Here is a 22,437-nt window from a genome sequence, read left to right on the forward strand (position 1 = left end):
TGATGATCGGACATTTTTAAAATTAGCTGATGGACATGTCTAATTTAAACACGACACATCAATTTGATGTGATTATTGTGGGAAGTGGCGGTGCGGGTTTAAGTTTAGCCCTCTCGTTACCAGATCATTTTAATATTGCTGTTTTAGCTAAATCGACGCTGACGGATGCCAGTACATATTTTGCCCAAGGCGGTGTAGCAGCTGTCCTCGATAAAACAGATTCCATTGAACAACATATTGATGACACCATGATCGCAGGTGCGCATTTATGTGAAATGGCGGCGGTAAAACAAACTGTTGAAGGTGGTAAGCCCTCTGTTGATTTTCTACTGAATCAAGGTGTGCAATTTACTTTAGACGAACAAGAACAGCTACATCTGACCCGAGAAGGTGGTCACTCTCAACGCCGTATTATCCATGCAGCGGATGCAACTGGACGTGCAATTTCCACAACATTGGTAGAACGCGCCCAAGAAAAATCAAATATTCAGATCTTTGAAAACTATATCGCGATAGATCTAATTACCGCACAAAAGTTAAATCCTGAAGCTGAAAACCGTGCTCTCGGCCTTTATGCTTTGGATGAAAAAAACGAAAAAGTACATACCTTTTTAGCACCTTTCACTGCCCTTGCCTGTGGCGGTGCAATGAAAGCTTATTTATATACATCAAATCCTGACATTGCGACGGGTGATGGTATTGCCATGGCGTATCGTGCAGGCTGCCGTGTTGCCAATATGGAGTTTAACCAATTCCATCCAACTTGCTTATACCACCCTCAAGCTCGCTCCTTCTTAATTACCGAAGCAATGCGTGGCGAAGGTGCCTATTTACGTCTCCCTGACGGTGAACGCTTTATGCTGCGCTTTGATGAACGTGCAGAATTAGCACCACGCGATATCGTAGCGCGCGCTATTGATTATGAAATCAAACGTCTGGGAATCCGTCATGTTTGGCTTGATATCACCCATAAACCTGCAGAATTTGTCAAAGAACATTTTCCAACATTGTATGCACGCTTAATGGAACTCGGCATTGATATCACCAAAGAAATGATTCCGGTGGTTCCGGCAGCACACTACACCTGTGGTGGCGTTGTGGTTGATGAAAACAGTCAGACCGATATTCCAGGCCTATATGCCATTGGAGAAACTTCCTATACCGGCCTACACGGTGCAAACCGTATGGCGAGTAATTCCTTACTGGAATGTTTTGTCTATGGCATGAGTGCATCAGCACATATCACAGCACAGCATCAAGGGACTTATCAGGCGCCTCATGTCCCAGAATGGGATGACTCGCAAGTGACCAATCCTGATGAAGACGTGGTGATTTTGCAGAATTGGGATGAACTTCGCCAAACCATGTGGAACTACGTGGGTATTGTCAGAACAACCAAGCGGCTTCAACGTGCGCTCCATCGTATTGAAATGCTCAATCGTGAAATTACCGAGTATTACCAAGATTACCAAGTCAGTAAAAATCTGATTGAACTACGTAACTTAGTACTAGTTTCAGAAATGATTGTGCGCTGTGCAATGGAACGTAAAGAATCTCGTGGACTGCATTTCACTTTGGACTATCCTGAACAAGCAGACGAACTACGTAAAACGGTGTTAAGTCCACCCGATTTCACGGTTGATTGCCCTGTAGTCAATACTGAATTAGTTTCTTAAAACTTTTAAATCAAAAAAAGCCGCACATGAAGTCGGCTTTTTTTGATCTTACTATCCATAAATATGTAGTGCAGCTTTGAAAGTTTCTAAGTGCAGATTTACAAGATCATTCATATTTTGATAGCCCCCAGCCAATACAAACATCAGCGGAATATCTGCACGTTTAGCCAATTTAAAGACCATTTCTTCGCGTTTCTGTATCAAAGCGGTACTAAACCATGATGAGCCAAATGGGTCAGCTTGATGACAATCCATTCCTGCTTGATAAATGATTAAATCTGCACCCCATGCTTTGGCATGCTGTATTCCCTCATGTATAGCCAAGGTATATTGTGCAAAATTTCCACGATCTTTATGCACATGCCGAGTTAAAGAACGTTCATAAGTAGGACAACCAAAACGTAGCCCATAAATACTAAAGTTAAAAAGGTTCTCTAAGCGTCTAGTAAACTCAGCTGTACCATTCCCCCCATGTTGATCGCAATCGAGTACAAAGATTTTTTTATTCGGATTCTGCTGTGCCACAAAAGCCAAACCATTGAAGGTGCAAAATGATCCACCATATTCATACACTGCATGGTGAAAACCTTGTGCAACATTCGCTGCGATACCTTTTTGCAAAGCCAAATCTGCAGCCATCAACTGCCCTGCATTGATTCTCAGCACGGCATCTCGAAGCTGAGTATTCCAAGGCTTAAAACCTGAAAAGGTCGCAAGCTTAGCGGGCTGCCCTGTCATAAAAGCATCCACATAAACAGGATCATGTACTTGGCTTAAAATTTCAGCGTCGATACACTCAGGCTCATGTATTCTGATGTTCTGCCATTGTTCTAAAGCTGTTCCAACCGCCAATAATTTTTCCATACTATTGGTATGGGTATGCGCAAAATATTTTGGCGAAAAGCATACATCTAACATGATGGAAACACTCAAAGTTGCGCTTTTGCCACATCAATTAATTGCTGAAGCTCAGTCGTACCTGGGCTATACAGACCATTATCCACTTGCTGCTGAAAATGTGTACTGAAGGCACGCTTTCGATTTTGAGGCGACACTGACAAAGTGGTTAAACGTAAAAACCACCACCCAGAAATGGCCTGATAAGGAATCACAAAACCTTTAAACTCACGATTTTCCCGTTTTTCAACTAATTGTTCTGCATCATAATCGACGGAAAAAAGTGAACCGGCAGGAATACGAACACCATTCATGAGTACAGGTTTCAAGCTGATACAAGAATGGTTATCCCCCATATTTAACTTTTCCATAAATAAAGGCTGACCGCATTCATCTACAAAAATATTAATTTCACCGCTACGAAATACACGTCGATGTGCAATTTTTAAAAAGAAATTTTCAGCCATTGGACAAGAGCCAACCTTTGGCTTATTAGCCAGTGCTTGCACTTCAACGATTTGGTTTTCAGTTGACGATTTTGGCAAAATCAGATCTTCAATCAAGTTACAAATAAGCTTACTTTCTTCCAAATTTGCATGTTGCTGAATTTGACGCAAACTTTTTTGAAGTTGTAATTCTTTCTGTAAAACGTCGTAAAAGTCTGTAGATTGTTTCAATTGCTGAATATTTTGATTTAAATTTTGGTTTAAATCTAGATGACGCCAACCTGACAAATCTAAATGATAAGCACGACTATGATCTAAAATTTTGCGTAAACCATGCGTGTCATATTGTTCAAAAAGTTTGAGATCTTGAAATTCATGTGATGCACGCGGCACATTAATATATTCAGCTAACACACGTGTGGCTTGAGTATATCCACAGCCACGTCGTTCGGTTTGATGTGAGTAATGCTCATTCAGCATTTCTGTCAATTTTTCTGACAATGGATATGCATGTTCATGAAAGAGCCGAACAACTTCATGCGTAGTAGCAATCATATATTTAACCAAGCAAATCTGTGGTTCAATTATAGATTTAAAACCGTATTTGCAACTCAACTGATTTCAACTAAGTTTTTGAAATTATGTAAATAAAAATACACTAAGTTGCAATTTCGCCAACCAATACACAATTTAATCAGACCGAGTGCGACAATTTAATCCAATGCATCAACTGCATATTTTCAGTTCAATGTCGCTTTGGTGGAATCGAATAACTCCCAGTTATATGTGCAACAGGCTCATCCACACCTGCTGAATACACCAACACTTCACCATAAATTATACTTTTGCCCACTTTCAGCAATCGACACTCGCCTATTAAGTCTTTATTGGCTTCTGGTTTTCTTAAAAAATTAATATTCATATTGGTCGTGACCGCAAGTCCCACGATCCCAATCTCCCCCAATATAGCCACATATAGCGCAAAATCAGCCAAAGTCATCATGGTTGGGCCAGAAATCGTATTACCCGGTCTTAGATCTTGTTCTGTGACATGCCAAATTAAGGTCGCGGTTTGCTGTCCAACTTCTTTAATCGTGCAATTTTTTAAACTTGGGGCAAATTCACATTGTAAAAAATCAATAATCGCCTGCTTTCGATGCGGCATAAAAAAATCATCCATAACTTATGCTATGAATGATTTTTAAATCAAATACCTAAAGATTACTATGGCATTTTAGATCTGTTGCAAATGCAATAATGCCTGTTGAAAAACCTGTTCAGGTGTTTGCGTCGCATCGAGGCGCTTCATGCGTGCAGGCTCATTTTCATGAATTTCAGCAAAACCTGAACGCACTTTCTCAAAGAACGTTGCTTTCTCTTGCTCAAATCGATCCAAAGCGCCACGTTCACGCGCACGTAACATCCCCGTTTCAATCGGTGCATCTAACCAAAAGGTAATATCTGGCATACGCGCCACAAAACCGTCATTTAAAACTTTCAGTTTTTCTCGATCCAAACCACGACCTGCACACTGATATGCAAAACTCGAATCTGTAAAACGGTCACATAGAACAATTTTATCTGCAGCTAACGCCGGCAGAATCACGGCTTCTAAATGCTGCGCACGTGCCGCATACATCAGCAATAACTCAGTGTCATTACTCATGGTTTCTTCATGGTTCACCGAAAGTAACAATGAGCGAATTTGCTCTGCCATAGGTGTGCCACCCGGCTCACGGGTTAACACCACATCTTTTGCTAAGTGTTGGAAATGCTCATGTAGTTTACGAATTAACGTGGTTTTACCCACACCTTCCGTGCCTTCAAAACTAATAAACATGCTCACTCCTCAATTTTTCGCACGAATTACCGATAAATACTCTTGTACCGCTCGGTTATGGTCTGACAAATTACTGCTAAATTTATGACCACCGTTACCTGTAGCCACGAAATAGATGTTATTTGACGCATCTGGATGCATCGCGGCTTCAATAGCTTTTTGACTCGGCAAAGCAATCGGTGTAGGCGGTAAGCCGTTGATTGTATAAGTGTTATATGCAGTAGGTGCACGTAAATCTTGGCGAGTGATATTGCCTTGGTATTTATCGCCCATGCCATAAATAACCGTAGGATCCGTTTGTAAACGCATGCCTTGCTGTAAACGACGGACAAAAACCCCTGATACTTGCTCTAACTCACGATCAAGACTGGTTTCTTTTTCAATAATCGACGCCATAATCAAGGCTTCATATTTATCTTTATACGGTAAATTTTGAGCTCGATTATTCCAAGCTTGATCTAAGGCTTTGATTTGTCGGTTATACAAATCCTTCAAAATTTTTCGATCAGACTCGCCTTTTGCAAAGAAATATGTATTCGGTGCAAATAAGCCTTCAGGGTGCGAATACGGAATACCAAGTTCTTTTAAGATTTGTGCATACGGTAAATGACTGATGTCATGTGTCACCAAAGGGTCATTTTTTAACGCGTCTATCAGTTGCTTAAATGTCGTCCCTTCGATCACTAAAATTCGATTCATTTGCGCATTTTCAGAGTTAGAAATCAGTTTCATGACTTCACGTACGCTCATGCCTTCATGGATTTCATATACACCCGCTTTCAGGGTGTCATTGATCATGAACTTTTGGTACAGCTTCAAAATAATAGGAAAATGAACTTGTTTCTCTTTGGCCAGTCGGTCAATAAATCCTGAATAGGTATCCCCTGCACCAATCGCCAACATCTGCTTTTTGCCTTCCACAGGATAGGCTTTAAATAAGCTCGACCACAGTAAGATCGCCACAAGTACAACGATACCAAGTAGCACAACCAAACATGCTTTAAATGGAAAACCTGCTTTGGCAGATTTTTTCTTATTTGTTTTTTTAGACGCGGTGGACATATTAACGAATCTGACTTAATTGAAGTGTTCGGAAAAGTTCAATACAAGCTTGAACATCTAACTCAACTCCATTCAGAGTTGATGCAATTTTCATGGGACTTAAGGCATTGCAGAAAAAAACACTCTGAAAATGCGTAATTTCATCCATATTGACGTGACGTTGAGTACATGGAATCTGATGCTGCTGCATCCGTTTTAAAATTTCTGCACGCATGACACCATGCACGCCATTATAACGAAGTTCGGGCGTAATCCATCCTTCATTTGTACGAATAAAACAATTACTGCTCACACCTTCGACAACTGTACCTTGCACATCCGTCACCAAAGCTTCCCCCCATGGGGTTTGATCCAACTCTGCTTTAAGCATGACTTGTTCTAATCGATTTAAGGACTTCAAGCCCACCAAACTTGGCATGGTTAACCCAATGGCTTGATGTAATACACCACTTTCGACAGTTTCGTACTCAAAATCTGCAACAGCTTTGGGGTAATAAAACACCCAAATATCTGCTGGATGCTCAGGCAAACTATAGCCACGCTGACCGATACCACGACTCAACACAATTTTTAAAGTGCCATTAACGACATCTTGTTTACGTAACAATTTTAGAGTGTCTTCAATAAGGCTTAAATCTGCATTTAGCTTTAATCGCTCATTACTCAGTTTTAATCGTGCAATATGCAAAGCTAAAAGTTCTATTTGTCCTTGGCGAATACGTGCCGTGCTAAAACAGCCATCGCCATAGTGAAAGGCTCGATCAAGTAAATCAACTTGTTCTATTTGCTGCGCATTTTTAAAACACTGCATACGTCGTCATCCCAATTACATCACTTTATTTTAAAAAATAATCGTTCAGCATATATTTCTTTTTTGTTCATATTAAATTCTTTTTTAATTATTTTTTCTGCATAAAAACTACAGATATTCTTGCCTCATCCAACAAAACATGTATAAAAATTGAGGACAACATGAATCTATCTAAATTAAAACTTGGGGTTTTGGCTGCATTCATTTCTGCCACAGCATTCAGTGCATCTGCCAAAGATTTCTTAAATGTGTCATATGATCCAACCCGTGAATTGTATGACAACTTCAATAAAGACTTTAGTGTTTACTGGAAAAAAACCACAGGCCAAGACATTAACTTTAAACAATCTCATGGTGGATCAGGCAAACAGGCTCGTGCTGTTATTGATGGTCTAGATGCCGATGTCGTCACTTTGGCCTTGGCTGCAGATATTGATGAAATTGCTGCACGTGGTTTAGTTGCAAAAGACTGGCAAAAGAAATTCCCACAAAACTCAACACCATACACATCAACCATTGTGTTCTTAGTGCATAAAGGCAACCCGAAAGGCATCAAAGACTGGGGCGATTTAATTAAACCGGGTGTAGACATTATTACCCCGAACCCAAAAACATCGGGCGGTGCACGTTGGAACTATCTTGCAGCGTGGGCTTGGGCCAAACATCAAGCAGGTGGCAACGATACAAAAGCCCAAGAATTTGTCCGTCAAATTTATAAACAAACCAAAGTCCTCGACTCAGGCGCACGTGGTGCAACAACTACATTTGCTGAACGTGGTATTGGCGACGTGTTATTGGCTTGGGAAAATGAAGCACATTTGGCAGTTCGTGAACAGCCGGGTAAGTTTGAGATTGTGACCCCTTCACTTTCTATCTTGGCCGAGCCGCCTGTTGCGATTGTAGAAAAAAATGCCAAGAAAGATGGCAATGAAAATTTAGCCAAAGCGTATTTAAATTATCTGTACTCACCTGCAGGTCAAACCATTGCAGCACAGAACTATTATCGTCCACGCAATGCTGCGGTATTGGCAAAATATAAATCCGTCTTTAAACCTTTAAAATTAGTGACTATTGATAAAGAGTTTGGTGGTTGGAGCAAAGTGCAGAAAAAACATTTTGAAAATGGTGGCGTCTTTGACCAAATCGTGAAGACTAATAATTCCAAATAATGCTTTAAATACAGAAAAGCATCTTCCTTTCGCATAAGGTCGATGCTTTTTTTTCGTAGACACACCTGTTATCTTTTTTATTCATATAAAATTCATTTTTAATTATTTTTTATGCATAAAGATTGGCGCTATTCTTCCCCCATGTTACAGACAAAGTAAAAATTATTGAGGTTCACATGAGTATTTCCGCAAAATTAAAATTGGGTGTTCTTGCTGCAGTCATCTCGACGGTTTCTTTTAGCGCAGCTGCAAAAGACTTCTTAAACGTATCTTACGACCCAACGCGTGAACTCTATGAAAGTGTGAATAAAGACTTCAGTAAATATTGGGAAAGCCGTACAGGTCAAAAAATTAATTTTAAACAATCTCACGGTGGTTCAGGTAAACAAGCGCGTGCAGTCATTGATGGCTTAGATGCCGATGTGGTGACTTTAGCACTTGCAGCGGATATTGATGTGATTGCAGAAAAAGCCAAACTTTTACCTGCAGATTGGCAAAAAAAACTTCCACAAAACTCAACGCCATATACCTCAACCATTGTGTTCTTAGTCCGTAAAGGCAACCCAAAAGCAATTAAAGATTGGGGAGATCTAGTTAAACCAGGCGTAGGTATTATTACCCCAAACCCGAAAACCTCAGGCGGTGCGCGTTGGAACTATTTAGCTGCATGGGCTTGGGCAAAACATCAAGCGGGTGGTAATGATACAACGGCTCAAGAATTTGTCCGTAAGATTTATAAAAACACGAAAGTACTCGATTCAGGCGCACGTGGTTCGACTACAACCTTTGCTGAACGTGGTATTGGTGATGTATTACTGGCTTGGGAAAATGAAGCACATTTAGCGATTCGTGAACAACCGGGTAAGTTTGAAATTGTGACTCCTTCACTTTCAATTTTAGCTGAGCCACCTGTTGCTGTTCTTGAAAAAAATGCGGAGAAAAAAGGCAATCTTTATTTAGCCAAAGGTTATTTAAACTTCCTTTATTCACCACGTGGTCAGCAAATCGCAGCTCAGAACTTTTACCGTCCACGTAACCCTACAACACTTGCACAATACGCGTCATTCTTTAAGCCACTTAAACTCGTAACCATTGATAAAGAATTTGGTGGTTGGGATAAAGTCCAAAAAGCACACTTTGAAAATGGCGGCGTGTTTGACCAAATCGTTAAAGCCAACAACGGAAAATAAAACCAGTCATTGGCTGAATCAGGAGAACTTGACATGACACATACAGTAATTGTCCCGGGTGTAGGCGGTAGTGAACACGCACATTGGCAATCTTGGTTACAACGTCAGCTCATGTCTAGCTCTCGTGTTCAGCAAAAAGATTGGAATCACCCTGTACTAAAAGACTGGATTAAACAATTTGTTCAAACCGTACGACCTTTACAGGGTGAAATTCAAATTGTAGCGCATAGCTTTGGTTGTTTAACCACGGTGGCAGCATTGGCATTGCATCCAGAACTCAATAAAAAAATCAAAAATTTAGTTTTGGTTGCGCCAGCCAATCCAGCACGCTTTGGAGAAAACGGCTTTGCACGCGACAGTACAACGGATTACAAAGCATTTTTTCATCAGCTGAGTATTCGTGTGCCGACAACGATGTTGATTAGTGAAAATGATCCTTGGCTTGGCTTTGAAGATGCAAAACAACTTGCAGATGCTTGGAAGCTCTACCCTGTGAATATGGGTGCTGTAGGACACATTAATGTTGCATCAGGTTTTGGACCGTTTCCTGAAATTTTCAATTACTTAATTTCAGAAAACCACATGAAACATATCAGCTTTACTGATGAAAACAAGTATTTATTTCAATTTGCTTTTTAAGCACTGAGCTTTAAGCTTGTCGCAAAATCATTTATTTAATTTTGCTGACCTTTTAAGTCAGCTTTTCTCATTTTGAGGAGTCATCATGTCGCAGCGATCCCGAGTGCTGCCAGGATTTGGTCTTTCTCTAGGCTTTACCCTAGCGTATTTATCCTTAATTGTGCTCATTCCCCTTTCGGCCGTATTTATTAAATCTTTAGGTATCGGTTGGGATGGACTATGGGAGATTTTAAGCTCAGAACGTATTTTAAAATCGTTACAACTGAGTTTTAGTGCCGCCATTATTGCTGCGTTAGTTAATGTGGTTTTTGGTTTGCTTTTAGCATGGTGTTTGGTTCGTTATACCTTCCCGGGTAAACGTATTGTCGATGCATTGGTTGATTTACCTTTTGCATTGCCAACTGCTGTTGCGGGTATTGCATTAACTTCGTTATATGCACCTACCGGTTGGATCGGTCAGTACCTTGAACCTATTGGCATTAAAGTCGCATATACCCCGATCGGTATTACCTTGGCCCTCATCTTTATTGGTATTCCGTTTGTGGTTCGTACTGTACAGCCTGTACTGAGCGACCTAGAGACTGAACTTGAAGAAGCAGCTTCAGCATTGGGTGCAAATCGCTTTCAGATCGTGACCAAAGTGATCTTACCTATTCTATTTCCTGCGCTGTTAACAGGTTTTGCTTTGGCCTTTGCACGCGGTGTGGGTGAATATGGTTCGGTGATTTTTATCGCAGGTAATCAACCCTTCAAAACTGAAATTGCCCCATTGATGATCATCTCTCGTCTTGAGGAATATGATTATGCAGGTGCTACCACGATTGCAGTTGTGATGCTGGTGATTTCTTTTGCCATTTTATTCTTAATTAACTTGGTTCAAGCATGGGCGAGTCGCCGTACAGGGAGAACTGCACGATGAATACGAACAGTAATGCGCTTGCGGAAAAATTACAGTCGCGTGATGCAACGCGTGAACCGACATGGGTTCGTTATACCCTGATCATCATTGCTTTAATTTTCTTCTTAAGCTGCCTGATTCTGCCATTGGTTTTGGTTTTCGTTGAAGCCTTTAAACAAGGTGTTGGCGTTTACTTCCAAGCACTGGTTCATCCAGATACATTATCAGCAGTGAAACTGACATTACTAACAGCTGTGATTGCCGTACCGCTAAACGTGGTCTTTGGTGTAGCTGCGGCATGGTGTGTTGCCAAGTTTAATTTCCGTGGTAAATCAATTTTAACCACGATTATTGATATGCCATTTTCAGTCTCTCCAGTCATTGCAGGTTTAATGTTGGTATTGATTTTTGGTACTCAAGGTTGGTTAGGCGGCTGGCTGATGGATAACGACATCAAAATTTTATATGCCGTTCCAGCCATTGTCCTTGCGACTGTATTTATTACCGTTCCTTTTGTGGCACGTGAGCTGATTCCGTTAATGGAAGCTCAAGGGACTGAGGAAGAAGAAGCAGCTATCGTATTGGGTGCTTCAGGCTGGCAGACCTTTTGGAAAGTGACACTTCCAAATATCAAATGGGGCTTAATCTACGGCGTGATTCTCTGTAATGCACGTGCAATGGGTGAGTTTGGTGCAGTTTCTGTGGTTTCAGGTCACATTCGCGGCGAAACCAACACCTTACCGCTACACGTAGAAATCCTCTATAACGAATATACCTTTAGTGCTGCTTTTGCTGTGTCTTCACTATTAGCGCTCTTGGCGATTGTGACCCTGATTTTAAAAACATGGGTTGAACTACGTCAGGAACGACAAGACAAGCGTAAAGAAGATTCACAAGTTTCTTAAGGAATGACCTCATGAGTATTCAAGTAAAAAATATTGAAAAACACTTTGGTGCATTCCATGCACTTAAAAATATCTCTTTAGATTTCCCAGATGGTCAGCTCGTTGCGCTGCTTGGCCCATCAGGCTGTGGTAAAACTACCCTGCTACGTATCATTGCAGGTCTCGAATCTGCCGATGGCGGCCAAGTGATTTTAGAAGGTGAAGATGCCACTAAAGTTCATGTCCGTGAACGTGAAGTTGGTTTTGTATTCCAGCATTATGCACTGTTCCGCCACATGACCGTATTTGACAACATTGCTTTTGGTTTACGCGTACGCCCACGTGCAACACGTCCATCAGAAGCGGAAATCAAAAAACGGGTTACTCGTTTGCTTGATCTTGTTCAGCTTGGTTTCTTGGCTGACCGTTACCCTGCTCAGCTTTCAGGTGGTCAACGTCAACGTATTGCACTAGCACGTGCATTAGCGGTTGAGCCGCGTGTGTTATTACTGGATGAGCCTTTTGGTGCATTGGATGCCAAAGTTCGTAAAGAATTACGCCGTTGGTTACGTACCTTGCATGACGAACTCCACATCACCTCTATTTTCGTGACCCATGACCAAGAAGAAGCGCTTGAAGTGGCCGATCAAATCATTGTGATGAACAAAGGTAACGTAGAACAGATTGGCTCGCCACGTGAAGTTTATGAAAAACCTGCAACACCGTTTGTATTTGACTTTTTAGGTCAAGCCAACCGTTTTGAAGGTCAAAATAGTAATGGCCTCATTCAAATTGGTGAAGACCGAATTTTGTTGCCACAAAACGCCAATGCGCCGCAAGGAAATGTCATTGCCTTTGCCCGTCCGGATGAACTACGCATTCATGCACAGCCGCAAGAAAATGCCATCCAAGCGACTTTTGTACGTGAGCTTTGGATTGCAGGTAAAGTGATTGCTGAATTGCATGACCGTCAGGGCAATCTGATTGAAATTTCATTAACGGCAGATGAAGCGAAAGCGCATCAATTCCGCCCAAATCAAACGGTATGGTTAAGTGCAACGAACTTGCATTTATTTGAAAACCAAGTTGCATAAAACAAAAAAGTTGGGGCCGTCACAAGCCCCACTTGCTTTTAAGGTAAAATAAAATTATGAATTTCCAACAATTAAGAATTATTCGAGAAACCGTACGTCAGAATTTTAATTTAACAGAAGCGTCTGCTGCACTTTACACCTCGCAGTCTGGCGTGAGTAAACACATCAAAGATCTAGAAGATGAACTTGGTGTACAGCTGTTCATCCGTAAAGGTAAACGTTTACTTGGTTTAACCGAACCAGGCCAGTCATTATTGGGTATCGTTGAACGCATGCTCGTAGATGCAGACAATATTAAACGTCTGGCAGATGACTTTAACAAAGTGGATGAAGGGACATTAACGATTGCGACTACACATACGCAAGCGCGTTATGTCTTGCCGCCGATTGTGAACCAATTTAAAAAAGAATTTCCAAAAGTTCATCTAATTTTGCAACAAGCAAGCCCTGTTGAAATTACTGAAATGCTCCTTCAAGGTGAAGCGGATATTGGGATCGCAACCGAATCATTAACCAATGAAGATAACCTGGCAAGCGTACCTTACTACAACTGGCAACACAGCATCATTACGCCTAAAGAGCATCCACTGACCCAAAAATCAAATATCACCATTGAAGATTTGTCGAACTATCCAATTATTACCTACCACGGTGGTTTTACAGGTCGTTCAAAAATTGATAAAGCCTTTGAAGATTCAGGCTTTGATGTTGATATCGTAATGTCCGCACTTGATGCAGACGTTATTAAAACCTATGTTGAACTCAATATGGGGGTGGGTATTGTCAACGATGTGGCATATGACCCAGAACGTGACTACCGTTTAAAACAGATTCCTACCGATATTTTTGGTGTTAATACCACTTGGATAGCTGTACGCAAAGGACATTTGCTACGCGGTTATGGCTATGAGTTTATTTCTTTATGTTCACCAGATGCTGACATCAAAGCGTTGAAAAAAGTCGCTTACCCAGAAGACTGATATCCCAATTGACAAATAAAGAGGACACATGCTGTCCTCTTTTTTATTGGTAAATTCATATTTTATCTAAGTTTTCTTGGCTTTATTTTTAATTGTGATTAAAATACGTTCAACACAATAAAAATTAAAACTTCATCACTTCCGACCCATAAGCCAGGACTTTATGAAAAATCAATTCGTCGCAGTGGCAGTCGGTATCGTCTGCCCCATACAGATCATGTATGCAGCAGGAATAGAAAACTCAGATCAATCGATCTCGGCCTTTCTTGAACCCGGAAATTATACTGAAGCCAGTTTCGCTTATGTCGATGCTCAAGTTGACGGCAAAGTTCAGAATCAAGGCTTAATTAGTGAATTGGGCATCACTGATTTTTCTACAGGGAATCTCGCCCATCAACAATTTTCTGGGAAATTTGCACTTAAAATTCAACCGCATGAAAATATTTCTGCGGGGGTGATTTATGAGCAACCCTTTCATACCGACATTAGTTATCAATATAGTCCTCGCTTACCAGATGGCTCAAATATCGATATTGAAAGCGCCGATATTAACTTTAGAACGCATAACCTAACTGGACTTGTGGGCTATCAACCCAATAAAAATTGGAATATTTATAGCGGTTTAAGCCTACAAACATTTAAGGGTGATTTAAAAATATCTGGGCAACAATATGCTGCGCTCAATGGCTACCATACCGATTTTAAACAAGATGAAGCGCTCGGTTGGCTGCTCGGTTTCAGCTACCAAATCCCTGAATACGCGCTTAAAACCAGCCTGACCTATCGTTCAAAAATCAAACATGACAATAAAACCTCTGAATCGACTTTGTATTCAAATGGTCCTTTTCAGTTAGTCCCTGACACCCATACATCCATTCAAACGCCACAAAGCGTCAATTTTGAATTTCAAACAGCTATTAGCCCACACAATGTTGTATACGGCACAGTTCGTTGGATTAATTGGAAAGATTTTAGCATTCAACCACCGCAGTTTAATGCCGTGCTTCAATACGCAGCACTCGATCCGCAATACCGTGATTTAGCGGATATCCAATTGGTGGAATATCAAAAAGATCAATGGTCAGGAAAATTGGGGATTGCACATCAATTTAATCCTAGTTGGCTCGCTGCTGCAGAATTTATTTGGGACAACGGGACAGGAAATGCGGCGTCTACCTTAAACCCAAGTGATGGCTATCGCGGTTTGGGTTTAGGTGTGATGCACAAATTTAACCCGAACAATTTTCTAGCGACGGGCCTGTATTATATGAAGCTCTCAAAACCATCGAATACAGAAACATCGCATATTTCAGGTCTTGCAAGTGTTTCAGACAATGATGCCATGATCTATGGACTGAAATTTGGTCACAGATTTTAAACGCATTTGAAAACAAAAAAAACGAGCCGAAGCTCGTTTTTTTATTTCAGTAAGAACTTACCAATGGTAGCTCACACCTACTTTACCTACTGGAAGCCATTCGTATTTGTCATCTTGTTCGATGCTACGTTCATGGTCAGCAAGTAATTCGCGGTCAGCAGCAGTACCACCAACAGCCGTTAATTTTGCAGTTGGGTTACCAGTGTAATAAGCACCTACTTCACCGAATACGCCCCAGTTTTTATTCAATTTTGGTGCAAAACCAAGACCTAGGTATGGTGCGATATCATTATCGTAAGATACTTTACCGTTTAGACGTTCGAAAGAAGTTTCTTTACCATCAATTTCGATTTCACCGCTTTTCGCTGTAGATTTCAAACCATATTCAGTGTCGATATAACCTACACCCGCAGCAACATAAAGACCTTGAGCCCATGGATTAGCACTTGCACCCCAAGGACGTACTTCTGCATTTAAGTAACCAACTTTGTTATCCATATCCATGTCGTATTTTACGCCATCTACAGATAAGTCATCTGACCATGAAATATCACCACCGTTATAACCTAAAGCAAGGCCGACGTATGGGTTCGCAGTCCAAAGTAACGCACCACCATAACCAGTCGTACCCACTTCTAGACGAGCGCCAGTTGGGATAAGTTGGTTTTGATCAAATGCATAGCCATCATGAACTACAGAGGTATCTGCCATTGCAGTACCTGCAGCAGTAAGTAGAGCAGCTACTGTTAATAAACGTAATGATTTCATGTGTTTCTCCTCAAAATAAACTGTTATTCAGATTTCTACAGTCTTGTTATATGGCACATGTTAAAAGGAAACTCCGCTTAACTTTTATGCAAATTTACTGATTTTTTGTTAACTTTTGATACATTTAGATTTTAATGTTGATTAATAAAGATTTTTTATTTGATTTTTTTAAACATAATAATGATGCTTGAGAACAATTCTGTATATTTTGCGTATTTTTTATACAAATTTTATGAAAGTGCTACATCCATCACCCTTAGTTTCTTGGTTTTAGCGCTTGCTTAATAATTAATTCCGATCCTAGGCCGATTTACCATCTATTTTTGACTCGATTTAGTGTAAAATCTTGGAAAATTTTTTTCTGGATGGAAGAACATGTCTCAGCTTTCAACAATCATTGAACAAGCGTTTGAAGACCGTGCTAATTTCACTGCAGCTGACTGTCCTGCTGAAGTACGTGCAGCAGTAGAAGAAGTGATCGCTGGCCTAGATAACGGTACATTACGTGTTGCTGAAAAAATTGATGGTGAATGGATTGTTCATCAATGGGTGAAAAAAGCCGTTTTGCTTTCATTCAAATTGAACGACAACAAACCAATGGAAGCTTGTGACTTACGCTTCTATGACAAAGTTGATACTAAGTTCTCTGACTGGACTGAAGAACAATTTAAAGCTGCTGGTGTACGTGTAGTACCACCTGCTGTAGCACGTAAAGGTTCTTTCCAAGCGAAAAATGTTGTATTGATGCCTTCATATGTCAATATTGGTGCATATGTTGACGAAGGTACGATGGTTGATACATGGGCAACTGTTGGTTCATGTGCTCAAATTGGTAAAAACGTACATTTGTCTGGTGGCGTTGGTATTGGTGGCGTTCTTGAACCACTTCAAGCAAACCCAACAATCATTGAAGACAACTGCTTTATCGGCGCGCGTTCTGAAATCGTTGAAGGTGTGATCGTAGAAGAAGGTTCTGTGATTTCAATGGGCGTATTCATTGGTCAATCAACTAAGATTTATGACCGTGAAACTGGCGAAATCCATTACGGCCGTGTTCCTGCGGGTTCTGTTGTGGTTTCTGGTAGCTTGCCGTCTAAATGCGGTAAATACAGCCTCTACGCTGCAGTAATCGTGAAAAAAGTTGACGCGAAAACTCGTGCGAAAACAAGCTTGAACGAATTATTACGCGAAGACTAAGTCTTTATTTCAGCGGAGCATTCGTGTTCCGTGGAGCCTCTATCGCTCCTCGTCTCTACGGTTAGCAATGATCGTAGAGATTTTTTGTTTTTTTATATCTGGTTAATTTTGTTATGAGTACCCTTCGATCTTCCGCTATTCCTGTTTCTGATCCGTCTGCGGGTTTACGTATTACGGAGATTTTTTATTCATTGCAAGGTGAAGCCAATACCGCAGGTTTGCCTACGGTCTTTATCCGCTTGACGGGCTGTCCGTTACGTTGCACTTATTGTGATACAACCTATTCGTTTGAAGGCGGTGAACGCCAATCATTAGAAGAAATTATTCAAACCACTTTAGATTTTAAAACCCCTTATATTTGCGTGACGGGTGGTGAGCCGCTTGCTCAACCGAACGCTCTTCCCCTCATGACTCGTCTGGCCGATTTAGGCTGCGAAGTCTCTTTAGAAACCAGTGGTGCTTTAGATGTGTCTAAAGTTGACCCACGTGTTTCAAAGGTTATGGATTTAAAAACCCCGACATCGGGTGAAGTTGCACGAAACTTGCTTAGCAACTTCGACCATTTAACGCCACATGACCAGATCAAATTTGTGATTTGTAATCGTGAAGACTATGAATGGTCAAAACAGCAAGTTGAGCGCTATAAGCTAAACGAAAAAGTCAGCACCATTTGGTTCTCTCCGGCCTTTGCCGTTGAAAAAGGTGCTGCTCGTTTGCCTCAGCTTGCACGTGATTTAGCACAATGGATTTTAGAAGACCATCTCCCTGTTCGCTTCCAATTGCAATTACACAAATTGCTTTGGAACGATGAAACTGGTCGTTAAGTTTTAAAGAATTATTTGGAGTAATGCATATGCGCCCTCGTGCCATAGTTTTATTGTCTGGCGGCTTAGACTCAACCACTTGTTTAGCTTGGGCTCAAGCACGTTATGAATGTATCGCCTTAAGTTTTATGTATGGTCAACGTTCTACGACAGAACTAGATGCTGCTCGTGAGTTAACTAAGCAGGCTGGTGTAGAACATCGTGTCATTAATATCGATTTAGGTAACTTAGGTGGCTCTGCGTTAACTGACCATAGCATTGAAGTTCCTGATCATGAACAAGCCGGTATCCCTGTAACTTATGTACCAGCGCGTAACACGATTTTCTTGTCATATGCTTTAGCTGCGGCGGAAGTTTTTGGTGCAGAAGCAATTGTCATTGGTATTAATGCAGTTGATTACTCAGGCTATCCAGACTGTCGTCCAGAGTTTATCGAAGCATTTGCCAACATGGCTCGCCTTGCAACAAAGGTTGGCGTTGAAGGAAAACCACTTAAATTTGAAACACCTCTGTTACATTTATCCAAAGCAAATATCATTCGCTTAGGTATAGAACATGGCGTAGACTACAGTCAAACGGTGTCTTGCTATCAAGCAGATGACCAAGGTCGTGCTTGCGGTAAATGCGATAGCTGCCGTCTTCGTAAACAAGGTTTCGTTGACGCAGGTGTTGAAGATCCGACACGTTACATACCGAAATAACAAGGTAGGGTTTATGAAAAATTTAAAATCAAACATTATTCTTTCTGCTGCTTTCTCTGCAGCTGCATTGTTTGCTTCAGTTGCACATGCTGACAACGACAAGCTTCAACAAGCATATAAGAGCACTAACGTAAAATCTTCGTTAATTAATGTTTGTAAAGAAGAAACTGGCAAAGGTAAAAAACTAACTGCCGCTGAAGTTAGCAAATACTGTACTTGTGCTGTTGAAGCAGATGGTCGTTTAACCAATGCTCAAAAATGGGAAATCCAAAGCACAATCAACCAGAAGAAAAGCCCTGCAACACTCGCTTTTGTTCAAAAACAAAATAAAGACCTTCAAGCATGTTTCGGTCCTCAGTTAACAGGTAAATTAAAAACCTTAACTGAAGAAGCAATGAAATCTGCTCAAGCGAAAAAATAATTTTTCGTCTCAAAAAAGCCTGCAATTGCAGGCTTTTTTATTGCTTTAAGTTCAAAGTAAATTCTGTATGATGGTCATATTTCACATACTTTGTTTAAGCCCGTTTAGGGATAAGACATGAAAAAGGAAATCTTCATGACTGAAATTAGCTTACCAAATCAAACATTCCCAACCACCTCAGGTGAAGTCAACCTTGCAGAACTCAACAATGACTGGCTGATTGTTTACTTCTACCCTAAAGATTCAACACCGGGATGTACGACGCAAGCCATTGGGTTTTCATGCTTAAAAGATCAGTTTGATGCGCTTAATACACCAATCTACGGCATTTCTCGTGACTCGGTTAAAGCCCATCAAAACTTCACTGAAAAGCAAAATCTAAGCATTAATTTAATCAGTGATAAAGAAGAAGTGCTATGTCAGCATTTCGATGTAATTAAAGAAAAAAATATGTATGGCAAAAAGGTCATGGGCATCGAACGCTCAACCTTTATTTTCCATCATGGCAAGCTGGTGAAAGAATATCGTAAAGTCAAAGCCGCAGGCCATGCAGAACAAGTCCTAGAAGATTTAAAAGCATTACAAGCAGCATAAAATTAATGATTTGAGCCCGCTCCTATAGGAATGGGCTCAAACTTAATAAGAGCTTCTAACTAGAGCAATAATGAAATTGCAATTCCCCACATCACAACGCCAATAATTAAGTCTAAAACTTTCCATGCCTTTGCACTTTGGAAAAGCGGTAATAAATAGCGCGCACCAAATCCTAGGACAAAGAAAAACACCCAAGAGGCTGTAATGGCCCCAATCGCAAAATATACAGCAGTCGACTCAAACTTCGTTGAAATAGAACCAATCAGCACAACCGTATCGAGATACACATGTGGATTCAACCACGTTAAAGCCAAGCAAATCAGCACCAACTTCAATAGTTTGGTTTCATTCTTCTCACTTGGCGCTAAACTGCTCGAAGTTTTAAAGGCTTGCAGAAAATGCTGTGCCCCATAAACTGTTAAAAACGTTGCGCCTAAATATTTCGCTCCATTGACAATTTCAGGGTGACTTTCAACCAATTGGGAAAATCCGAGTACACCCAATAAGATGAGTATCGAATCAGAAGCAGCACAAATAGCGCAAAGCCAAAAGACATACTGCTTTTTTAACCCTTGCTTGAGAATAAACGCATTTTGCGCACCAATCGCGATAATTAGGCTAAATCCAATTGCGAGCCCTTGCATATAACTGTGCAACATTTTTAACTACACTTTCAAAGCTTTAAATGAATGTTGCTATTATCCAAGCTTATTGCTAAAAATAAGTATTTATAAATAAATATCAATATAACTAAGTTTTTCTTAGTTTATAGAATTTCTAGTGCTCATAGGTGACTCATGTTACAAAGCAAACATAGTGAAGCATTTCTTGCGGTTGCAGAAACAGGAAGCTTTGAACAAGCGGCACTACGTTTAAACATTACGGCATCTGCGGTCACGCTCAGGCTGCAAACCTTAGAAAAGAAATTAGGTCATGTGCTCATTGTCCGTGAACGGCCCTGCCGTCCAACGCTCGCGGGTCAATCTTTATTGCATTATTTACAACACAGCAAATTACTAGAACATAATTTTCTGCAAAATCTAACAGGACAAACGGCGAATGCTTTCTATCAAGTCAATATTGCAACCAATGCTGACTCACTTGCGACATGGTTACTTCCGCTACTCAAAGATCTCTTAATTGAAGAAAAAATCGTGATTCATTTTCAGGTCGATGATCAGTCACAAACACATCATTTATTAGAAGCTGGTTTGGTCAATGCCTGTGTCACAACAGAATCGGAAGCCATGAAAGGCTGCGTCGCAGAATATCTAGGAGAAATGCATTATCGGTTTGTAGCAACTCCTGATTTTATCCAAAGATGGTTCGGTCAAGGTGTGACGCGAAATGCGTTAAGGGCTGCACCTGCACTGATTTTTAATGAGAAAGATGACCTGCATACGCAATCGATTCAGAAAAATTTCGGACTCAATCCTTCACAATATCCGCATTATTTCATTCCCTCTTCAACAGCATTTTTTGATGCCATTACGATGGGCTTGGGCTATGGATGGTTACCCGACTATCAAAGTAAAGACTTATTGGCAGCGGGAAAATTAATAGAGCTTTCAACAGAACTCAGTATTGATTTAGCCTTGTATTGGCATCACTGGAACCAACAATCTGTTCAATTACAAAAATTGACTGCTGTTGTGCTGCAACATGCCAAAGATCATATGTGTTAAACCCAGTAAGACTGCGGTTATTCAAGCCGCCATTGGCCTTTGAGCTGTATCAATACTTGCTCACCTACGCCGCCCAGTGCTTTACGCATACCAAAATCACTACGCTTAATGGTTGCTAAAGATTGAACATCCAGCACTTTTGGATTTTGCGGACTTGGAGTGAGTGTAGTATCGAAGATCACAGGTTTAGTGATACCACGAATGGTGAGATCCCCTCGAATCATATATTTCGCATAAGCCACTGGTTCGATTTGTTTACTGACGAACTTTACTTGCTTAAATTCAGCGGCATCAAAATATTCACTACCCAAGATCAATCCCTTTAAGCTTGGGTTACTAAAACTGATGCTATCTACATCTAACAGTAAATGCGCTGAACCTTTATGCGGAATTTCAGGATCAAATTTTAGGTTCGATTGAACCTTATTAAAGCGCCCTTCAACAATAGACAGACCCACAGATTTAATGCCAAATGTGACCTGACTATTAGGCGTTAGCGTCCATTCAGCAGCATGTAGGGGCAATACGCAGCATAAAGCGAAGGCTCCCATATATTTTGCTAACGTTCCGTGACGCAAATTCATGTTTTTCTCCTGAATAAAACACAGCCTAAAATCACTACAACGTTTATTTTTTTGCTCCATTGTAGTGCTAGAAATTTTAGCGTTTTTTTATAGCAGATTTGTTTTATCCTGAGTCATAAATTTGTGTTGAAGTTGTTTATAAATGTCTGTCTGTTGAAATTTTTGCAAAAATTCGACGGTACCTTGAGGAAAAGCATCACGCTGAATTTCACCACGATAATACGCCTCGCGTACCGGTGTCGCAGAGATCGCTCCTTCTAGACTATCCAGCTCAACCATTTCCCATTCGGGGAAGAATTTTAAATAATAAGAAGAATCATCTTTAAAATGCCCGATCAAACCGACTTTTGCATTCGTTTCAACTACATCATTCACCAAAGATTTGACTAACTTTTGCCATTTTTCATCGTTATATACATCTATCACATGCACAAACTTGATTCGCTTCTGATCTTGCTCTGAAAAATTCGACAAGATCATTCGCTCACGTTCTGTCGCTAAAAATGGATTTTTGATATTACGTTCATTTTGCGCCGAACCCAGTGCTAAAAGCACATATTGACTCTGTTGCAAGGCAATTTTAATGGTTTGCAGATGTGCTAAATGGAACGGCTGAAAACGCCCAATGAAAACCAAATAATCAAATGTATATTTCATATCAAATCAAACTTTTTATGAACTGAGCAGTTGTGCCACAGG

Annotated in this window: 25 protein-coding genes; 15 read left to right on the plus strand and 10 right to left on the minus strand. The window is 40.6% G+C overall.

The window, feature by feature from the left end:
• Positions 1 to 29 precede the first annotated feature (29 nt).
• Positions 30 to 1,676 (plus strand): L-aspartate oxidase, encoded by a 1,647-nt coding sequence (gene nadB / locus B1202_RS09375; RefSeq protein WP_078190333.1) that lies wholly within the window; start codon positions 30 to 32, stop codon positions 1,674 to 1,676.
• Positions 1,677 to 1,727: 51 nt separating this feature from the next.
• Here the strand turns inward: nadB and B1202_RS09380 are convergent, their stop codons facing one another.
• The 6 genes from B1202_RS09380 to pabC form a co-directional block, all read right to left on the minus strand.
• On the minus strand, positions 1,728 to 2,594 hold the full coding sequence (locus tag B1202_RS09380) for a histone deacetylase (RefSeq protein WP_078190334.1): 867 nt from the start codon (positions 2,592 to 2,594) through the stop codon (positions 1,728 to 1,730).
• 11 nt (positions 2,595 to 2,605) lie between these two features.
• A complete protein-coding gene (locus B1202_RS09385; RefSeq protein ID WP_078190335.1) occupies positions 2,606 to 3,574 on the minus strand; it encodes a hypothetical protein in 969 nt (322 codons plus the stop codon).
• 190 nt (positions 3,575 to 3,764) lie between these two features.
• The gene (locus tag B1202_RS09390; protein ID WP_078190448.1) at positions 3,765 to 4,184 is read right to left on the minus strand and encodes a PaaI family thioesterase; all 420 of its coding nucleotides are present in this window, start codon (positions 4,182 to 4,184) and stop codon (positions 3,765 to 3,767) included.
• Between the two features lie 69 nt (positions 4,185 to 4,253).
• Positions 4,254 to 4,859, minus strand: coding sequence for a dTMP kinase (gene tmk, locus B1202_RS09395; RefSeq protein WP_078190336.1), 606 nt, complete (start codon positions 4,857 to 4,859; stop codon positions 4,254 to 4,256).
• Positions 4,860 to 4,868: 9 nt separating this feature from the next.
• A complete protein-coding gene (gene mltG, locus B1202_RS09400; protein WP_078190337.1) occupies positions 4,869 to 5,921 on the minus strand; it encodes an endolytic transglycosylase MltG in 1,053 nt (350 codons plus the stop codon).
• A gap of 1 nt (position 5,922) precedes the next feature.
• The gene (gene pabC / locus B1202_RS09405) at positions 5,923 to 6,732 is read right to left on the minus strand and encodes an aminodeoxychorismate lyase (protein ID WP_078190338.1); all 810 of its coding nucleotides are present in this window, start codon (positions 6,730 to 6,732) and stop codon (positions 5,923 to 5,925) included.
• Positions 6,733 to 6,893: 161 nt separating this feature from the next.
• Here pabC and B1202_RS09410 point away from each other — a divergent pair, with 161 nt between their 5' ends.
• From B1202_RS09410 to B1202_RS09445, 8 genes are all read left to right on the plus strand, one after another.
• Entirely contained in the window at positions 6,894 to 7,901 is a 1,008-nt protein-coding gene (locus B1202_RS09410) for a sulfate ABC transporter substrate-binding protein (RefSeq protein WP_078190339.1), read from the plus strand.
• 176 nt (positions 7,902 to 8,077) lie between these two features.
• A complete protein-coding gene (locus B1202_RS09415) occupies positions 8,078 to 9,091 on the plus strand; it encodes a sulfate ABC transporter substrate-binding protein (RefSeq protein ID WP_078190340.1) in 1,014 nt (337 codons plus the stop codon).
• 33 nt (positions 9,092 to 9,124) lie between these two features.
• Complete coding sequence (locus B1202_RS09420; RefSeq protein WP_078190341.1) at positions 9,125 to 9,730, plus strand: alpha/beta hydrolase; 606 nt, start codon at positions 9,125 to 9,127, stop codon at positions 9,728 to 9,730.
• Positions 9,731 to 9,815: 85 nt separating this feature from the next.
• A complete protein-coding gene (cysT, locus tag B1202_RS09425; RefSeq protein ID WP_078190342.1) occupies positions 9,816 to 10,649 on the plus strand; it encodes a sulfate ABC transporter permease subunit CysT in 834 nt (277 codons plus the stop codon).
• A complete protein-coding gene (gene cysW, locus B1202_RS09430; RefSeq protein WP_078190343.1) occupies positions 10,646 to 11,533 on the plus strand; it encodes a sulfate ABC transporter permease subunit CysW in 888 nt (295 codons plus the stop codon). The genes cysT and cysW overlap by 4 nt, the downstream gene beginning before the upstream one ends.
• An 11-nt stretch (positions 11,534 to 11,544) precedes the next feature.
• Entirely contained in the window at positions 11,545 to 12,606 is a 1,062-nt protein-coding gene (locus B1202_RS09435; RefSeq protein WP_078190344.1) for a sulfate/molybdate ABC transporter ATP-binding protein, read from the plus strand.
• Between the two features lie 56 nt (positions 12,607 to 12,662).
• Positions 12,663 to 13,586, plus strand: a complete 924-nt coding sequence (locus tag B1202_RS09440; protein ID WP_078190345.1) for a CysB family HTH-type transcriptional regulator — start codon at positions 12,663 to 12,665, stop codon at positions 13,584 to 13,586.
• 163 nt (positions 13,587 to 13,749) lie between these two features.
• Positions 13,750 to 14,964, plus strand: coding sequence for an OmpP1/FadL family transporter (locus B1202_RS09445; RefSeq protein ID WP_228145154.1), 1,215 nt, complete (start codon positions 13,750 to 13,752; stop codon positions 14,962 to 14,964).
• A 57-nt stretch (positions 14,965 to 15,021) separates the two neighbouring features.
• On the opposite strand, the gene carO is transcribed toward B1202_RS09445, so the two are convergent.
• Positions 15,022 to 15,732 (minus strand): ornithine uptake porin CarO, encoded by a 711-nt coding sequence (gene carO / locus B1202_RS09450; protein WP_078190346.1) that lies wholly within the window; start codon positions 15,730 to 15,732, stop codon positions 15,022 to 15,024.
• Positions 15,733 to 16,107: 375 nt separating this feature from the next.
• Between carO and dapD the strand changes: the two genes are divergently transcribed.
• The 5 genes from dapD (at position 16,108) to B1202_RS09475 (ending at position 19,469) form a co-directional block, all read left to right on the plus strand.
• Positions 16,108 to 16,929, plus strand: coding sequence for a 2,3,4,5-tetrahydropyridine-2,6-dicarboxylate N-succinyltransferase (gene dapD, locus B1202_RS09455; protein ID WP_078190347.1), 822 nt, complete (start codon positions 16,108 to 16,110; stop codon positions 16,927 to 16,929).
• Positions 16,930 to 17,042: 113 nt separating this feature from the next.
• Positions 17,043 to 17,753 (plus strand): 7-carboxy-7-deazaguanine synthase QueE, encoded by a 711-nt coding sequence (gene queE, locus B1202_RS09460; protein ID WP_078190348.1) that lies wholly within the window; start codon positions 17,043 to 17,045, stop codon positions 17,751 to 17,753.
• 29 nt (positions 17,754 to 17,782) lie between these two features.
• Positions 17,783 to 18,454, plus strand: coding sequence for a 7-cyano-7-deazaguanine synthase QueC (gene queC, locus B1202_RS09465; RefSeq protein WP_078190349.1), 672 nt, complete (start codon positions 17,783 to 17,785; stop codon positions 18,452 to 18,454).
• Between the two features lie 13 nt (positions 18,455 to 18,467).
• Complete coding sequence (locus B1202_RS09470) at positions 18,468 to 18,875, plus strand: hypothetical protein (RefSeq protein WP_078190350.1); 408 nt, start codon at positions 18,468 to 18,470, stop codon at positions 18,873 to 18,875.
• A gap of 135 nt (positions 18,876 to 19,010) precedes the next feature.
• Positions 19,011 to 19,469 (plus strand): peroxiredoxin, encoded by a 459-nt coding sequence (locus tag B1202_RS09475; protein ID WP_078190351.1) that lies wholly within the window; start codon positions 19,011 to 19,013, stop codon positions 19,467 to 19,469.
• 59 nt (positions 19,470 to 19,528) lie between these two features.
• Here the strand turns inward: B1202_RS09475 and B1202_RS09480 are convergent, their stop codons facing one another.
• On the minus strand, positions 19,529 to 20,128 hold the full coding sequence (locus B1202_RS09480; RefSeq protein ID WP_078190352.1) for a LysE/ArgO family amino acid transporter: 600 nt from the start codon (positions 20,126 to 20,128) through the stop codon (positions 19,529 to 19,531).
• Positions 20,129 to 20,266: 138 nt separating this feature from the next.
• On the opposite strand from B1202_RS09480, the gene B1202_RS09485 reads away from it, so the two are divergent.
• Positions 20,267 to 21,154 (plus strand): LysR family transcriptional regulator ArgP, encoded by an 888-nt coding sequence (locus B1202_RS09485; RefSeq protein WP_078190353.1) that lies wholly within the window; start codon positions 20,267 to 20,269, stop codon positions 21,152 to 21,154.
• A 17-nt stretch (positions 21,155 to 21,171) separates the two neighbouring features.
• On the opposite strand, the gene B1202_RS09490 is transcribed toward B1202_RS09485, so the two are convergent.
• Positions 21,172 to 21,738 carry a YceI family protein gene (locus B1202_RS09490; RefSeq protein WP_171262626.1) on the minus strand — a complete coding sequence of 189 codons (567 nt, stop codon included), beginning with the start codon at positions 21,736 to 21,738 and terminating at the stop codon, positions 21,172 to 21,174.
• Positions 21,739 to 21,825: 87 nt separating this feature from the next.
• Positions 21,826 to 22,395 (minus strand): nicotinate-nicotinamide nucleotide adenylyltransferase, encoded by a 570-nt coding sequence (locus B1202_RS09495; RefSeq protein ID WP_078190355.1) that lies wholly within the window; start codon positions 22,393 to 22,395, stop codon positions 21,826 to 21,828.
• Positions 22,396 to 22,437: the final 42 nt, after the last annotated feature.

The organism is Acinetobacter amyesii (genome assembly GCF_002018365.1).
GTDB classification, from domain to species: domain Bacteria; phylum Pseudomonadota; class Gammaproteobacteria; order Pseudomonadales; family Moraxellaceae; genus Acinetobacter; species Acinetobacter amyesii.

What these genes read in the sequence shown, in the direction of transcription:
- nadB (WP_078190333.1), top strand. Translation starts at nt 30, where the DNA reads ATGGACATGTCTAATTTAAACACGACACATCAATTTGATGTGATTATT.
- B1202_RS09380 (WP_078190334.1), bottom strand. Translation starts at nt 2,594, where the DNA reads ATGTTAGATGTATGCTTTTCGCCAAAATATTTTGCGCATACCCATACC.
- B1202_RS09385 (WP_078190335.1), bottom strand. Translation starts at nt 3,574, where the DNA reads ATGATTGCTACTACGCATGAAGTTGTTCGGCTCTTTCATGAACATGCA.
- B1202_RS09390 (WP_078190448.1), bottom strand. Translation starts at nt 4,184, where the DNA reads ATGCCGCATCGAAAGCAGGCGATTATTGATTTTTTACAATGTGAATTT.
- tmk (WP_078190336.1), bottom strand. Translation starts at nt 4,859, where the DNA reads ATGTTTATTAGTTTTGAAGGCACGGAAGGTGTGGGTAAAACCACGTTA.
- mltG (WP_078190337.1), bottom strand. Translation starts at nt 5,921, where the DNA reads ATGTCCACCGCGTCTAAAAAAACAAATAAGAAAAAATCTGCCAAAGCA.
- pabC (WP_078190338.1), bottom strand. Translation starts at nt 6,732, where the DNA reads ATGCAGTGTTTTAAAAATGCGCAGCAAATAGAACAAGTTGATTTACTT.
- B1202_RS09410 (WP_078190339.1), top strand. Translation starts at nt 6,894, where the DNA reads ATGAATCTATCTAAATTAAAACTTGGGGTTTTGGCTGCATTCATTTCT.
- B1202_RS09415 (WP_078190340.1), top strand. Translation starts at nt 8,078, where the DNA reads ATGAGTATTTCCGCAAAATTAAAATTGGGTGTTCTTGCTGCAGTCATC.
- B1202_RS09420 (WP_078190341.1), top strand. Translation starts at nt 9,125, where the DNA reads ATGACACATACAGTAATTGTCCCGGGTGTAGGCGGTAGTGAACACGCA.
- cysT (WP_078190342.1), top strand. Translation starts at nt 9,816, where the DNA reads ATGTCGCAGCGATCCCGAGTGCTGCCAGGATTTGGTCTTTCTCTAGGC.
- cysW (WP_078190343.1), top strand. Translation starts at nt 10,646, where the DNA reads ATGAATACGAACAGTAATGCGCTTGCGGAAAAATTACAGTCGCGTGAT.
- B1202_RS09435 (WP_078190344.1), top strand. Translation starts at nt 11,545, where the DNA reads ATGAGTATTCAAGTAAAAAATATTGAAAAACACTTTGGTGCATTCCAT.
- B1202_RS09440 (WP_078190345.1), top strand. Translation starts at nt 12,663, where the DNA reads ATGAATTTCCAACAATTAAGAATTATTCGAGAAACCGTACGTCAGAAT.
- B1202_RS09445 (WP_228145154.1), top strand. Translation starts at nt 13,750, where the DNA reads ATGAAAAATCAATTCGTCGCAGTGGCAGTCGGTATCGTCTGCCCCATA.
- carO (WP_078190346.1), bottom strand. Translation starts at nt 15,732, where the DNA reads ATGAAATCATTACGTTTATTAACAGTAGCTGCTCTACTTACTGCTGCA.
- dapD (WP_078190347.1), top strand. Translation starts at nt 16,108, where the DNA reads ATGTCTCAGCTTTCAACAATCATTGAACAAGCGTTTGAAGACCGTGCT.
- queE (WP_078190348.1), top strand. Translation starts at nt 17,043, where the DNA reads ATGAGTACCCTTCGATCTTCCGCTATTCCTGTTTCTGATCCGTCTGCG.
- queC (WP_078190349.1), top strand. Translation starts at nt 17,783, where the DNA reads ATGCGCCCTCGTGCCATAGTTTTATTGTCTGGCGGCTTAGACTCAACC.
- B1202_RS09470 (WP_078190350.1), top strand. Translation starts at nt 18,468, where the DNA reads ATGAAAAATTTAAAATCAAACATTATTCTTTCTGCTGCTTTCTCTGCA.
- B1202_RS09475 (WP_078190351.1), top strand. Translation starts at nt 19,011, where the DNA reads ATGACTGAAATTAGCTTACCAAATCAAACATTCCCAACCACCTCAGGT.
- B1202_RS09480 (WP_078190352.1), bottom strand. Translation starts at nt 20,128, where the DNA reads ATGTTGCACAGTTATATGCAAGGGCTCGCAATTGGATTTAGCCTAATT.
- B1202_RS09485 (WP_078190353.1), top strand. Translation starts at nt 20,267, where the DNA reads ATGTTACAAAGCAAACATAGTGAAGCATTTCTTGCGGTTGCAGAAACA.
- B1202_RS09490 (WP_171262626.1), bottom strand. Translation starts at nt 21,738, where the DNA reads ATGAATTTGCGTCACGGAACGTTAGCAAAATATATGGGAGCCTTCGCT.
- B1202_RS09495 (WP_078190355.1), bottom strand. Translation starts at nt 22,395, where the DNA reads ATGAAATATACATTTGATTATTTGGTTTTCATTGGGCGTTTTCAGCCG.